16 protein-coding genes and 1 pseudogene are annotated in these 11,761 nt (G+C 57.8%); 8 read left to right on the forward strand and 9 right to left on the reverse strand.

All coding sequences use genetic code 11. The annotated features are described in order from the left end of the window. From E8A46_RS11855 to E8A46_RS11870, 4 genes are all read left to right on the forward strand, one after another. Positions 1 to 241 (forward strand): hypothetical protein (locus tag E8A46_RS11855; protein ID WP_291560709.1); only part of this gene is annotated, 241 nt, incomplete at its 5' end. A gap of 658 nt (positions 242 to 899) precedes the next feature. After that, positions 900 to 1,235, forward strand: coding sequence for a hypothetical protein (locus tag E8A46_RS11860; protein WP_291560711.1), 336 nt, complete (start codon positions 900 to 902; stop codon positions 1,233 to 1,235). A 182-nt stretch (positions 1,236 to 1,417) separates the two neighbouring features. Beyond that, positions 1,418 to 1,975, forward strand: coding sequence for a hypothetical protein (locus E8A46_RS11865; protein WP_291560713.1), 558 nt, complete (start codon positions 1,418 to 1,420; stop codon positions 1,973 to 1,975). Between the two features lie 180 nt (positions 1,976 to 2,155). Next, positions 2,156 to 2,611 carry a hypothetical protein gene (locus E8A46_RS11870; protein WP_291560716.1) on the forward strand — a complete coding sequence of 152 codons (456 nt, stop codon included), beginning with the start codon at positions 2,156 to 2,158 and terminating at the stop codon, positions 2,609 to 2,611. An 84-nt stretch (positions 2,612 to 2,695) separates the two neighbouring features. Here the strand turns inward: E8A46_RS11870 and E8A46_RS11875 are convergent, their stop codons facing one another. The 4 genes from E8A46_RS11875 to E8A46_RS11890 all read right to left on the reverse strand — a co-directional run bounded on the left by E8A46_RS11875 (position 2,696) and on the right by E8A46_RS11890 (position 5,563). Beyond that, on the reverse strand, positions 2,696 to 3,103 hold the full coding sequence (locus E8A46_RS11875) for a hypothetical protein (RefSeq protein ID WP_291560718.1): 408 nt from the start codon (positions 3,101 to 3,103) through the stop codon (positions 2,696 to 2,698). Positions 3,104 to 3,402: 299 nt separating this feature from the next. Beyond that, positions 3,403 to 3,747 carry a hypothetical protein gene (locus tag E8A46_RS11880; protein ID WP_291560720.1) on the reverse strand — a complete coding sequence of 115 codons (345 nt, stop codon included), beginning with the start codon at positions 3,745 to 3,747 and terminating at the stop codon, positions 3,403 to 3,405. A gap of 249 nt (positions 3,748 to 3,996) precedes the next feature. Continuing rightward, positions 3,997 to 4,641 carry a hypothetical protein gene (locus E8A46_RS11885; protein ID WP_291560723.1) on the reverse strand — a complete coding sequence of 215 codons (645 nt, stop codon included), beginning with the start codon at positions 4,639 to 4,641 and terminating at the stop codon, positions 3,997 to 3,999. 259 nt (positions 4,642 to 4,900) lie between these two features. Further along, positions 4,901 to 5,563 (reverse strand): recombinase family protein, encoded by a 663-nt coding sequence (locus E8A46_RS11890; RefSeq protein ID WP_291560724.1) that lies wholly within the window; start codon positions 5,561 to 5,563, stop codon positions 4,901 to 4,903. Positions 5,564 to 5,918: 355 nt separating this feature from the next. Here E8A46_RS11890 and E8A46_RS11895 point away from each other — a divergent pair, with 355 nt between their 5' ends. After that, complete coding sequence (locus E8A46_RS11895; protein ID WP_291560726.1) at positions 5,919 to 6,353, forward strand: phasin; 435 nt, start codon at positions 5,919 to 5,921, stop codon at positions 6,351 to 6,353. Positions 6,354 to 6,681: 328 nt separating this feature from the next. Here E8A46_RS11895 and E8A46_RS11900 read toward each other — a convergent pair whose 3' ends face one another. Both E8A46_RS11900 and E8A46_RS11905 read right to left on the reverse strand, forming a co-directional pair. Next, on the reverse strand, positions 6,682 to 8,055 hold the full coding sequence (locus E8A46_RS11900) for an AAA family ATPase (protein ID WP_291560729.1): 1,374 nt from the start codon (positions 8,053 to 8,055) through the stop codon (positions 6,682 to 6,684). Continuing rightward, complete coding sequence (locus E8A46_RS11905) at positions 8,055 to 8,342, reverse strand: hypothetical protein (protein WP_291560730.1); 288 nt, start codon at positions 8,340 to 8,342, stop codon at positions 8,055 to 8,057. Before E8A46_RS11905 ends, E8A46_RS11900 begins: the two co-directional genes overlap by 1 nt. 30 nt (positions 8,343 to 8,372) lie before the next feature. On the opposite strand from E8A46_RS11905, the gene E8A46_RS11910 reads away from it, so the two are divergent. Next, positions 8,373 to 8,597 carry a hypothetical protein gene (locus E8A46_RS11910; RefSeq protein WP_291560732.1) on the forward strand — a complete coding sequence of 75 codons (225 nt, stop codon included), beginning with the start codon at positions 8,373 to 8,375 and terminating at the stop codon, positions 8,595 to 8,597. Positions 8,598 to 8,961: 364 nt separating this feature from the next. On the opposite strand, the gene E8A46_RS11915 is transcribed toward E8A46_RS11910, so the two are convergent. Both E8A46_RS11915 and E8A46_RS11920 read right to left on the reverse strand, forming a co-directional pair. After that, the gene (locus tag E8A46_RS11915; RefSeq protein ID WP_291560735.1) at positions 8,962 to 9,201 is read right to left on the reverse strand and encodes a hypothetical protein; all 240 of its coding nucleotides are present in this window, start codon (positions 9,199 to 9,201) and stop codon (positions 8,962 to 8,964) included. Positions 9,202 to 9,306: 105 nt separating this feature from the next. Continuing rightward, on the reverse strand, positions 9,307 to 9,996 hold the full coding sequence (locus E8A46_RS11920; protein ID WP_291560737.1) for a hypothetical protein: 690 nt from the start codon (positions 9,994 to 9,996) through the stop codon (positions 9,307 to 9,309). A 327-nt stretch (positions 9,997 to 10,323) separates the two neighbouring features. On the opposite strand from E8A46_RS11920, the gene E8A46_RS11925 reads away from it, so the two are divergent. Continuing rightward, on the forward strand, positions 10,324 to 10,776 hold the full coding sequence (locus tag E8A46_RS11925; protein WP_291560739.1) for a hypothetical protein: 453 nt from the start codon (positions 10,324 to 10,326) through the stop codon (positions 10,774 to 10,776). A 41-nt stretch (positions 10,777 to 10,817) separates the two neighbouring features. Here E8A46_RS11925 and E8A46_RS11930 read toward each other — a convergent pair. Continuing rightward, positions 10,818 to 10,955, reverse strand: a pseudogene (locus E8A46_RS11930) (glutathione S-transferase family protein); the annotation flags it as partial. Positions 10,956 to 11,458: 503 nt separating this feature from the next. Here E8A46_RS11930 and E8A46_RS11935 point away from each other — a divergent pair. Further along, positions 11,459 to 11,761: hypothetical protein (locus E8A46_RS11935; RefSeq protein ID WP_291560740.1), on the forward strand; the 303-nt coding region annotated here is incomplete at its 3' end.

Raw genomic sequence — 11,761 nt, forward strand, 5'->3', positions numbered from 1 at the left:
GCTGATCACGCCCTATTTCGGCTATTCCATCGCTTCGTTCGCCAGCGGCGCTGCCTTCAGCGTCTTCATGTTCATTTGGGCATACCGCACGGAGCTGCGGTACGCTCGCAAAGGCACCTTCGAAAGAGGCCAGTGGGTTAACCGGGGCGCCTACGCCGTGATGGTCTTAGCCTTGATCGGTTTTCTATGCGGTCTGCGGCTCGCTTACGGCGCTGTCACGACAGCGCTCGGCGGCGGCTAGTGCTGGCTCGCAGAGAGGCTGCGTCCTGCGATGCAGGGCGGCCTTGGTTAGGTCCGCCCCCGACGGGGCTGCGCGATTTGAGCGTGGAAAGCAAGCGGAAAATGCACAAAATTGGTGCGCATCACGCACTTGTTACTATTGCAAAAGTGCCCGGTTATATTGGCTTTCTACCAGCTTTCAGGCCGTGGTTAATGCGTTTTAACGGAATACCATTTGAACTTACAGGGGACGGTGTGGCCTTTCGATGATGCGGATGGGGGATTTCCCTCCATGTCAACGCAAAGGACAAGCGCTTCATATCGCCCCACAGAAATGGTGGGGGCGTGCGGCGCAAGGCGGTAGCGCCGCCCCGAACTCTCACGAGCGTGAGGTCAATGGCGCCCTCGCCGGTAACACCCGGCAGCGGCAATCGAGGCGAATAAAGTAGCCTCTTGGGCAAAATGGTCGCGAGGCCAGCCAGCCGATGCCCCCAAACAGGGACATGTTAGCCACACGTCGATCCCTGTTTTCAAACACCACAACAATAAGCCTGGGCCTTCGGGCCCGGCTCACACCAGTGCTGCCCGTAGCGGGCCGCACCGGCTTGAGCCCCGCGAACTCGTAATCCCGTCCCCGACGGATTTCCACCACCACCATCACCACAGAGGACAATGAAACCATGACCTTCGTAAAAGGAGATCCCAAGGCCAAAGCGGGCCGCGCGCGCATGCTCGAGATCGCAGCCGAAACCAAGGCCGCGATCGCGGTCAACGTCGCCAGCATGCTGGCGGCCCTTAACCGGCCAGCGACTCAGCTCGAGCGCATGACGGCCGAGGCCATATCGAGCCTGTTCCTGCGGGCCACCCGTCCGGTGGCAATTGCGGTGGCACCTCATGGTGGGTTGCCCGCCCTCACCCGCCGCCGCTATCACGAAGTCCGCGAGGACTGCTGGCACATCTTTTATGGCGATATCCACGCCGGCACGATCATTGAGCGCATCGGCAACCCCCTATGAAACCGCGCCGTGAAACGGGAGCGCTCTCAGTGAACAGGAGAACCAGAAGAAATAGGACGCGCAACGCTAGTGTCTCCACAGAAGTAACCCCATCCATACAACCCCAGCCACAGAACCTATCGCCAAGCCCCACGCCAGCGCGGAAACGATCATCTCTAGTTCTGCTGCTGGAACTGTTTGGTGTGCTTGCTGCGATTGCGACGATTGTTGCCGGCACTGGCTATGCTCTAGAGAAGTGGCAGGATACGAATGCCACCATCGATTTTTCGGGTGATGTGGATCAAAAGAAACCATTCACGATCCCCCTTATTACGAAAAATCCAAGTTCCATTTTTTCAATTCACATGCCAATAATTTCTTGCTCAATAGAAGTAGAGTATAGCGACGGCGATAAAAGCCACCTCTTCTCGACAACCAACCAAATTCCAGTCGCGGGCATGGCAATAGCACCCAGCGAGACGCAAAATTATTTTTGCAACGCGCCCGATACCCTCACCATCACCGCAGGTTCGACTCCAGGAGGGCCAATCGTTCCTATAAAACAGGCGGATATGGTAGTCTCTCTCGACTACGAAACATGGGTGCCTTGGACAATAAAGCGCCGTGCCACGGCGCAGTTTGTGATGTTCCAAACTGCTGGCGGCTTTCGGTGGGTGAAGGGACGATGGATAGGATTGAAGCAAAATTCCATATGGCCGCCCGATCTCCCAAGAAGCAGACCGCGTGCTCCAGCGCCATAATTAGAGAATAACACATCAACATCCGGCTCGACGTCCACCTACACCATCGAAGCGGTCGAAGAAGACGACGGCAACCCGCCCGGCCACCGAGAAGCCGACGAAGATGATTTTTAAGATGGCTTTCCAACGATCCAAATAATTTGGATAGAGGCAGGGAGCTTCTTCATACGGGGGATTTTCATGGGTCAGTTTCGCGACGCATTCCAAGGTGGACAACAAACTAAAGAAGCACAGATCAGGGCCAGCGAACTGCAAAAGGCGCATGAGGAAAAAAGGATCAAAGCCGAGATTGCGGCGGCCGAAAAATGGATCGCTGAAAATGTGCGAACCGTTGTGGAGGCTGCCAATGTCGATTTAGCTCAAATCGATTTGCAGGTTACGATAGAGACCAAGACGTCTAGTCCATCGGTTAGAACGCAACTCACAATACGAAATACGCGCACGACCGATCAGCCGAAGCATACAGTCACCTTTGCAATTAATAAGGACGGTGCAATTATCTTACACCGCAATGTCAGAGGTGACAGAGCGGGCAGCAATTACGGAACCATCAAAGATACGGACGCGAGCTGCGTGAAGCAAACCTTATTGCAGGTGCTTGGAGAAATGGGCTCCGGGACCGCTGCCGTTGATTGACACTTTTCCGGCGATCATCGCAAGAAAAACCCGCCGAGCGCAGGCCCGGCGAGTCAGAACCACAATCCAAATTATTTTGATGCTTTAAGCGGCGGCCTTGGCCGAGTTGATCCGCGCCAGCGCCGCGGCCAAGTTGCGGATCATGCTGTCCTCGAAAGTCCGGGGCTCAGGGTAGTCGATGCTGCCGGGCTTAGGCTCGATCTCACCGCCGATCCAGAGAGGATAGCGGTCCCTGTGCTCGACGAAGTAAGCCGTGACAGCCATCACGCCGGCAATGGTTGTCGGCCGGATTTTCCTCAGTTTCTTGGTGGCCGCGATCTCGACTTCGGCCGCCCTGTCGTGCGCATCCTCGGTTACGCCGCGCTCAGGCGCACCATCCTTCATGCCACAGAGTGCTTTGAGGATGATGTAGCGCTCGCCCGTCGCCTGACGGTGGGCTTCGATGGCCGCGAAGATAGGATCGATTTTGATGGGTTTGGTTGCCGTAAGCATGGCGATGCAGTCCTTTGGGCTGGCGGGTACGCAATAATTGCGTAGTGCCGCATTGAGGCTAGGAGAGTCATGGGTGCGTTTGACCGGTAAGGGCCGCTCACAGGGACCACTCGGACGTCAAAACGAGTCAGCGAGGCCCCTGACGGCGCTGGCGCGTCAGGCCAGCTCGGTTTCGCGGTCGAAAGCCACCGCCTCCCCGCCATCAAGCGACGGCAGCCCGGTGCGGCGTTGACGTTGCACCTTGGAAACAACTTCCCCGAAACAGGAAAGGACTTTTCCTAGGTGAACCGAACGTGCACCTAACGGTCTTCGCTCGGCTGGCCCTCTTCGTCGCTCTTGGCTTCATTTTCTAGACAACCCGCAAACGTGCCCCGCAAGACAGTCTCTCGCAAGCTGTCATCCTTGACGTTGCTCGAAAGGCAAGCAGCCCATCGCTTGCAGTAGCCCTCAACCAACCGGCGCTGCGCTATGGTGTTATCTACGGACATAATCGTTGTCCCCTTGCCCGTTGCCCGTAGGACGAACTGCGCATTGGTCGTCAAATATTCCTTTGTCGCGGTCGCAAGGCAGGCCATTTGTTCGTCACTGAATTTCGGCGCTTCATTGCCTGCCATCGCACTAGCTGGCGACATTGCGAGCAACACTGCGATTGCCCTAACGTGACGCATTGCCCTGCCCTCTCGGCTTGCCGTAGCGTGCACCTTACCGTGCACCCGAACGTGCACCTAGCGTGCTATCTCAGCCACCATCCCAAAAGCAACGCGGTGCTTGCGGCCGCAGCAACAACAAAAAAAAATCAAAAAGATCGCTCTTAAAGCTATAGAGGACATCGCGCCGTATCAAGGAAAACCCGCCGAGCGCAGGCCCGGCGGGTCAGGATGTAGAGACAACCTTTACGACCGGGCTGATATCGCTGTCACGCCATTGATCTGCGCCAGCGCGACGGCACAGCTACGGATCAGGCAAGCCTCAAAGGATCGCGGCTCGGTGTCACCGGCATCCTCATCGATAAGATCCCCGCCGATTGTCCAGTCATGACCGCGATTTGTGAGCTTGCTGACGTACACCGTGAGTGCCATCAAGCCGGGAACAGTTGTCGCGGGAATGTTGGTGAGGGTTATCGCGGTTGAGATTTCAGCATCAAGTGCATCGACCCATGCGCTCGAAACCGTAAGCCATTCGGGCGCATCCGTATCAACGATGTCGTGCTGATCGTCGCCTAACCGGCTGCCGCGCTCGCAGTTGGCGCGATATTGCGCGATGATCTGGCCGTGCTCGGCTTCCATCTTGTCGAAGATGGCTAGATCGATCTGCTCGGCAACGATGCGAAGCCGCTCGTTGACCTCTGCGATCTTCAGGTCAAGATCAGCGCCGGCACCCCGTGCAGCGGTTGCGGCGGCCTGTGCGGCGTTTAACTTTTGGCCCAGCATGATCCGCTTGTTTTGATCAGGCCGTGGTGCGTCACCGATGCAGCCGCCGGTAGCCCATTTCGTCATGCCGGCGATCTCAGCCGCGCCCATCGTATCGATCTCAGCCAACACGCCGGCTTCACCGGCGGCGGCATCTCGCAGCTTGGCTGCGCGGCATTGATGCCGGCCAGCTCACTGCTGAGCCGGGCACGGTCAGCATGAAGCCGGTCAAGCGGTGTGGCCGGTTCGGTAGCTGGTGTTGAGGATTTTGCTGTTGCCGCCATGCTGAGCTTCCTCGTTAACAGGGAAGCCCGCTCGACCATCAAGGTCGCCATGGGACGCGCCGGCACTGCAAATCAGGTCCGACAAATCAAATCAGATCGCAAAATCAAGTTGCGATCAAGGGAACCTTCTGCCGTTGCAGAATGCGCTTCGCCGTCGATGGGTCCGTGATGCCCGTGGCGCTGCATATCGCGCGATAGCTAGAGCCGGACGCTCGCATCTCAATCATCCGGTCGATGACGGCTTGCTCAGCGGCGTTGGGAACAATCCGGCCATCGATCACATCGAAACCGAAGGGCCGCTTGCCGCCGCCGTAGATACCCTGCGAGGCGAGATGCCGCTTCACGTCGCGGATGCGCTCCCGAATGCGGTCACGTTCGCTCTCAGCCACCGCAGCCAAGATCGTGAAGACCAGTTTGCCGATGCCGTTGCCGATGACGTCACCACCGAGATCGATCAGGTGCAGCGCGATGCCTTCAGCCTTCAGCCCCTTGAGGGTTGCGAGCGCATCATCGGAACTGCGGAACATTCGATCCAGCTTCGCCGCGACGATCACGTCATCTCGTACTACGGCCGTGAGCAAGCGCTGGCCTTCCGGTCGATCCGCCAGCGGGACTGATCCTGACACGCCAGTCTCGACGAAAAAGCCGGACACGGTCCAGCCCTTCATCATGGCGTAGCCGGTGATCTGCTGTTTTTGGGTTTCGAGGCTGTCGCCGTTGCTGGCCTGCTCAGCGGTCGAAACGCGGCAATATCCGAACACCTTCATGGCTCATTCCTGTGGCTGTGCATTAGCAACGCCACATCATAGGCAATGCCACAGGTAAACACCATGGAATTCGGCGTAAATCGCATGAATTCAGACGAAAAAAATCGGAAGTTCGTTGCGGATGGGAAAAGCCACAGCGCCACACAAGCATTGGAGCGCGGGCTGTCCGGAGCACTTTTGTACGGCGATGCACCCCAAATTTCTTCGCAATGCACAAATTTGCCACGATAATCTGCTTATCTATTAGGCGTTCCGAAAGGGACATTTCCGCCAAAGTGATCCCATCTCGACGTTCCCAGCGATTACCGGGCGCGCAGGGGTCACACCATTCTCACCCCATTGCGAAAGACCATTCATGGCCAATCCCACCGATCCGTTCTCCTCTTCCGTCATACCGTTCGAAGTCCCCGAGCAAATGCGCGCATTCGCCGAGAAGGGCGTTTCACAGGCGCGCGACAACTACGCCAAGTTCAAGGACGTCGCCGAGAGCCACAACTCCGCAATCCAGGCGGTCTTCGCCAGCGCCAACAAGGGCGCTATCGAATATTCGGCCAAGCTGAGGGAAATGATGACGGCCAACACCGCCGCGACGCTCGACTTCGCGCAGGAACTCATCACCGCCAAAACGCCGTCGGAGGCGATGGCGCTGTGGACCGCTCATGCCAAGAAGCAGTTCGAGGCGTTTACTGCCTCCACCAAGGAGCTTGCCGAACTGTCCCAGAAGGTCGCGGCCGAGACCGCCGAGCCGATCAAAGCCAATGCGTCGAGGCTGTTCAAGCCGGCGGCCTGATCGATCATTCGCGTATCCAGAAGAGCCCGGGCGTTGAGCCCGGGCTCTTTCATGTGTGCCGAGTATGAACGACAGCATGGCTTTCTTTAACCTTCCCCACCCCGCCGCTGCCTCAGACCAACCGTGGCTATGCCCTGCCCCGTGCCCCATAACCCCGCGCAACCACGCAACACCCCTATAGGGGGTGGTTGCGGTAGTTGCGGGCTGGGAAATCTGATGGTTGCGGCATAGTTGCGCCCCCTTTCATCGTGGTTGCGCGATGGTTGCGGTAGTTGCGGGCCGCATGGTTGCAGCATGGTTGCGGACCCCCTTTTGCAACCATCGCTTTTTATCGCCTCAGCCACGAGAATTCCCCTTCACAAGCAATGCGATTTGCGGCGACTAGTTCGCGGCGGAACTTGGCGAATAAGGTCCGCGCGCTGTGCGCATTGGCCTCTGTGTCAATAAGGCCAAGCAGGACGCATTCCGCCTTCCAGTCGGCGGTCTTGACGGCGCGGCGACCGCCTTGCAACGACACCACTTGGCCGCTGGCCACCACGTTGGTCAGGGCCTCCAATGCCTTGGTCGTCTGCGGCGAGATGGGCGTGGGTCGCCGGGTTTCGCTAACCTCATGCTCCCATCGGTCATCAACAAGCGCAATTCTTACATCCTGAAAATCGAACCGAGTTGTAGGCTTGCGCTCGCGGGCTTTTTTGAAGGACATTGAAAACGAGACGTCCGTATCCGGGCGCTTCGCCTCGTCCAGATGCGCGACCGTATCCGTTTGCCATTCGCGGCTTTTATCGCCGTAAGAGCGGGTCTCGTCGTGGCCGGTGTGGTGTATCCAAATCTGCCCGACCGCGCCGGCCGTAAGGGCGAGCGCCAGCGGCAGGGTTTTCTGCCACGCTTCCGGGTCCTTCATGTCGCCCACCGTCAAGCACATGATGTTGTCGAAGATGACGAGATCGACGCCGCCCAAATACTTAATGAAGGCTATGAGCCAAGCTTGTCCCTCAGGCGTGTTGAGCGGCCTAAAGCTGGGGATGTCCTCGTGGCTGAGCGCGAAGAATGTTGCCGGTTCCTTGCCGAAGCGCTCAGCTTCATCAACTACGCGCTCCCTGAGAAGCCGGTTAGACATCTCCCCGTCGATGTACAGCACGCGGGCAGCCCGGCGTCCATTCCAGTGCAGGAAGCCGTCACCGGCCGCCACGCGCATGCCAAGGGCAATTCCAAAATTGGTTTTGCCGAGGCCGGTGGCGGCGGTGAGCAATACCCGGCTGGTCGTTGTCAACCAGTTGCCCATCAGGAAATCTGGCTCCGCAAGCTCGCGCTCGCGCCATTCGCTGATGGTCAGCGGCGGGCGAATGTTGGCCACCCTCCTTGCGGCGCTGTGGTCGCCCGCCGGCAACTGGGTGTCCCGCTGGGCGGCTTTCCCCTCGCCGATCAGCTTTTGAATTTCGTCCGCCTCAATGCCGGCGTTCGCGCCCATCAAGTACAGGGCATCACCAACCGATTGATGCAGGGTGGGACGCGGCATCTTGGCGTTTAGGTGCCTGACCAAAGGGAACAGCTCCTTTGCCGCATCACGCAGAATGCCGGGAATGTTCTCGCTTCTCGCCTGGGAAATAGTTCGGCCCCAACTATCAAGCGATAGTTGGACATCATGTGGAATTTCGTCCATCACAGCGCGGGGCGTCTTCGCTGGATGTTCTTGGATATTCATCAAAGCACCGCCACTTTGATGAAGTGATCCAGCGCGATGCTGACCGGGCCCGCGACGGCGCGGCGGATGGTGTCCGCAGGAACCCCGTGCTGCAGCGCCAGTGACGTCAAGATCGCCGCGCACTCCGCAGTCTGTTGAAGCGTCGAGCCGGCCTTGGCCACATCAAGGAATATCTCCGCAAGATCGCCGTTCGGAAACCGGCCGGCGCTGGCGCGGTAACGATGGCCACCATATTCGAAGGCGAAGGTTTCATTTGCGCGGCGATCCGCGAGGCGATGGCGGGTCATGTTCTGACCTCCACGCCAAGGTCTTCCAAGATGGCCAGCAGCGCGCGCGGCGTCTGGCTGGGCTTTCAAGATGGCCAGCGCGACGGCAAGCGCGGCATCCGGCCGAAGGGTCAGGCCGGACGGGGTTGGCCTGTGCATACTCTTGCCGAACGGCCGGAATACGCGAATATCAAAGTAGGTCGTGCCGTTGATGACCTGCTCGGTGACGCGGATGGCGGCGTGCGGACCTTTCGAGATCGTGGCAAGGATGCGTGAAGCTGGTTGCGCCGGCGACGGCCGTTCGCTATTTATGGAATTGAGCCGGCCGCGAAGCTGCTCAAATTTCCGAAGCCCGTTCACCGTCTGCGCGGTGGCGGGCTTCGCCGTATTTGGTCCGTTCATAATTTGATTTCCGGGGACGTTGGCCGGCGGCGCTGAGCGCGGCGGGCGGGTTTTCTGGATGATGACCGCGCTTGCACCGTCCCCGGCACCCGTCAGATTTCGCGTCCCCGTCTCCGGTTTCGGTACGTTCTGCGGGCTTGCAGCTTTCGGTCATTTTTCGTTCCTTGAGTTCCTTCGGTGCCAAAGAGCGGCGCAATACAAATAATTTGGAGTGGCCCGTTCTTCGGAAGGTTTTGATTTATTCCGCCGGCGCGATGCGCGGGCTTTGCTTCTCACCGTCAGGGTCGCGCCCGATGGTTTTGAAGCTCTTGAGCCAGCGGCGAAGCTCATCGTCAAAGATGATGGTCGCCTTGCCATCCTTGTGGGCCGTCAGTTCTTTGTTCTTGATCGCGTTGAAGATGCGCGTGCGCGGCTGGCCGCTGGCCACAACAGCCTGCGCAGGCCTATAGGCAATAGGCTTGATTGCGGTGTCCGACATGGTGCAGTCCCTTTATAAAAAGGCATCCCACGCGGTTCAGTGGGATTGATGCACCGTTCATAGCTGCGCCGCGCCAGTCGTCGCACGCTCTAAAATTACGTACCCCTAAGGGGTGCGTATTATTTTTATGATCTCACGAACGTGGTCATGGAGGGTCCGTGCGGCAGGGGCGTCTATCCCCTGCGATACGCACGCGTAGTGAACGCGATGTTCGATATCCCTAGTGATCGCTTTCGCCTTGAGCGCGCCGGGATCGCGTGCCTCGGTTGATCTGACTTCCTGTTCGATAATCGCGAGGCGAATTTTTGCTTCCGCGCTGTTGCTGTCCGCTCCTTTTTTTCTGCTGGCTATCGTGCTGAGCCCGATCATCGCGCTCTTATGTTCCTCCGAATATTCCATGTGGAGCATGCGCCATGCCTCACAAAATTTAAAAATGGCGGACTGAAACCCCGCTACATCATCGGCCGGTGCCGGACCAAAGAGCTTTCCCTTCAATTCTAAAAACTCAGCGGCGACAGTTTTGGGGCTGAGTTTTCCTTCAGAGCTTGCGAGGCTTTCGCTGGTTGAGCCGCTGGGACATTGCGCGAGTAGACCTGTCGCAAAATCAGAAATCGCATCTGCTTTTTTGACTATGTCGTCGCCGGCCTGCCACGCATGTAAGCCGCGACGTTCCCATGCCCAATCTGGCCAGTCAGTGGCCTCATCATGGGCGTCATCGGGAATGTCGTAACCGCGCGAATGCTTTATTTTGCCGCCCTTTTCCAAGACTGGCTTGTCGATCTTACCGAGCTTCATGGTCATCTCCCCCACCCTGCAGTACGGTCGCCATTGACCGCGAAAAGAGATCGAAGGCTAAACGCTTCTCTTTTGCCCGCTGATACAAATCATAGTGGCGCGAGCCGACGTCCTGCAGGGTGTGGTTCAAGCAGGCGTCACGATCTTCCTTCGCAACCCCGAGTTCAGAAATCAAGGCCACGCGAGCGAGCTGACAATCACCGCAACGAACACTTTCCAGTCCATTTTCCAGCCTCCCAATCGCACTGTCTTTGATTGATAGAGCGCAACTTTAACGTTAGCATGAGTTCAATTGCAAATTCAGAAAACTTAGGGGCGGGGACACTTATGGCGGATGAAGCGAACAAGAGCCGGCCAAAATCGAACTGGGCGCAAATTATCTCTGCGTCGGTCGGCGTAATTGCCATTGTGGGAGTGGCTTGGCAAGCTTTTGCGATTCGAAAGAATTTCAGCGAATCTGCTGCGCGCCAAGTCTACATGTCTTACAGCGAAGCGTCTCTTAGAACGCCTGCGCTCGTTGAGCCTGATTTGGATAAGCTAAAAGCGAATCATGATCAGTACGTTCAATACAAAAGCTTTGTAGCCCACATGCTCTTTGCCTATGACGAGATTTTCCGCGTTTACGATGAGCCAGAGTGGCACAAAAGCTTCGATAGTGACGTGAAGTACCACATGCAATACATCTGCAACGACATGTTGCGCAGTGACGACGAAACTTACTTCGAGAAGATGCGGGTTATTTTGAAGGAGCTACGAAAGACTTGCCCGGCTAAAGGCTAGAGCGAGACGAATCTGCGCTCCCCGTGCCCTACTAGCTCAGGCCTGTGCTCAAGAGTGTCCAGCATCGCAAACAGACGATCGAACGCTTCCTCATATGCCGCCTGTGTCGTCGCAAAGCCCGCGCGATAGACGCCGTTGTTGATGGCCGGGTAGATTTCGTCGTTCAGCGCATCGATATCGGCGGCGAGTTCCGCGGGCCGAAAAACCGGATCGCGAGCGCCGGGCCAGTCGATCGGCGGCCCGATCTTCGACGGCGAAGCTGTCCTGATTTCGCAAGAGGGCGCCCAATGAGTGAGCGCCCCGTTTTGATTATGATTGCCGTCACCAAGCGAAGCCTCGCAATGCCGGCAACCACCCCGGAATCACAGGCCTTGACCTTCCGCATTCTGACGGCACTCGACAAGCTTGCACGCCACGAAAACGGGACACTGACGGACGAGGCCGTCGCGGCGATTGAACCGGCCTGCGACCGTTTTGTCGAGCTGCACACCGAGATTATGAAGCTTGCGCCGAAACGCGCCGGCCCCTTTGATCCGGCGCAACGCTGCAAAGATTTCGAGCCAGCCCGCAAAGTGTTCGAAAAACCGGACACGTTTGAAGTCTTTGCCAATCTCAATCCGAGCCTGCGCGAGGCGGAAAAACTCTGCTCCCGCTATGGCCGTCGCGCTGCGGAGGCCGCGTCATGAGCAGCGCAGCGCCGATCACGAATGCCGACGTCACCGCATTTTGCGGCAACAACGTCATTCCGCGGGGCTACAAATACACCATCGTCCACATTTCGCTGAACAAGCGATTGCTTCGTGCCGAAATGCCGGCCAGGGAGCGGCTGCAAATTCTCGAAGGGCTCGAAGTCGACGACCTAGACCGGCTTTGGCTGACAAACGATATGGTCGCTGCGATCGAGCCCATGTGCGACAAGGGCTACGAAATTGCAAGTGAAGCGCACAAGCTGCCCGATGGCAAAGTGCTTGATGTTTTTGCCGAC

The organism is Bradyrhizobium sp. (genome assembly GCF_004799445.1).
Taxonomy (GTDB): Bacteria; Pseudomonadota; Alphaproteobacteria; order Rhizobiales; family Xanthobacteraceae; genus Bradyrhizobium.

What these genes read in the sequence shown, in the direction of transcription:
- E8A46_RS11905 (WP_291560730.1), bottom strand. Translation starts at nt 8,342, where the DNA reads ATGACCCGCCATCGCCTCGCGGATCGCCGCGCAAATGAAACCTTCGCC.
- E8A46_RS11900 (WP_291560729.1), bottom strand. Translation starts at nt 8,055, where the DNA reads ATGAATATCCAAGAACATCCAGCGAAGACGCCCCGCGCTGTGATGGAC.
- E8A46_RS11875 (WP_291560718.1), bottom strand. Translation starts at nt 3,103, where the DNA reads ATGCTTACGGCAACCAAACCCATCAAAATCGATCCTATCTTCGCGGCC.
- E8A46_RS11895 (WP_291560726.1), top strand. Translation starts at nt 5,919, where the DNA reads ATGGCCAATCCCACCGATCCGTTCTCCTCTTCCGTCATACCGTTCGAA.
- E8A46_RS11860 (WP_291560711.1), top strand. Translation starts at nt 900, where the DNA reads ATGACCTTCGTAAAAGGAGATCCCAAGGCCAAAGCGGGCCGCGCGCGC.
- E8A46_RS11925 (WP_291560739.1), top strand. Translation starts at nt 10,324, where the DNA reads ATGGCGGATGAAGCGAACAAGAGCCGGCCAAAATCGAACTGGGCGCAA.
- E8A46_RS11870 (WP_291560716.1), top strand. Translation starts at nt 2,156, where the DNA reads ATGGGTCAGTTTCGCGACGCATTCCAAGGTGGACAACAAACTAAAGAA.
- E8A46_RS11890 (WP_291560724.1), bottom strand. Translation starts at nt 5,563, where the DNA reads ATGAAGGTGTTCGGATATTGCCGCGTTTCGACCGCTGAGCAGGCCAGC.
- E8A46_RS11920 (WP_291560737.1), bottom strand. Translation starts at nt 9,996, where the DNA reads ATGAAGCTCGGTAAGATCGACAAGCCAGTCTTGGAAAAGGGCGGCAAA.
- E8A46_RS11910 (WP_291560732.1), top strand. Translation starts at nt 8,373, where the DNA reads ATGGCCAGCAGCGCGCGCGGCGTCTGGCTGGGCTTTCAAGATGGCCAG.
- E8A46_RS11915 (WP_291560735.1), bottom strand. Translation starts at nt 9,201, where the DNA reads ATGTCGGACACCGCAATCAAGCCTATTGCCTATAGGCCTGCGCAGGCT.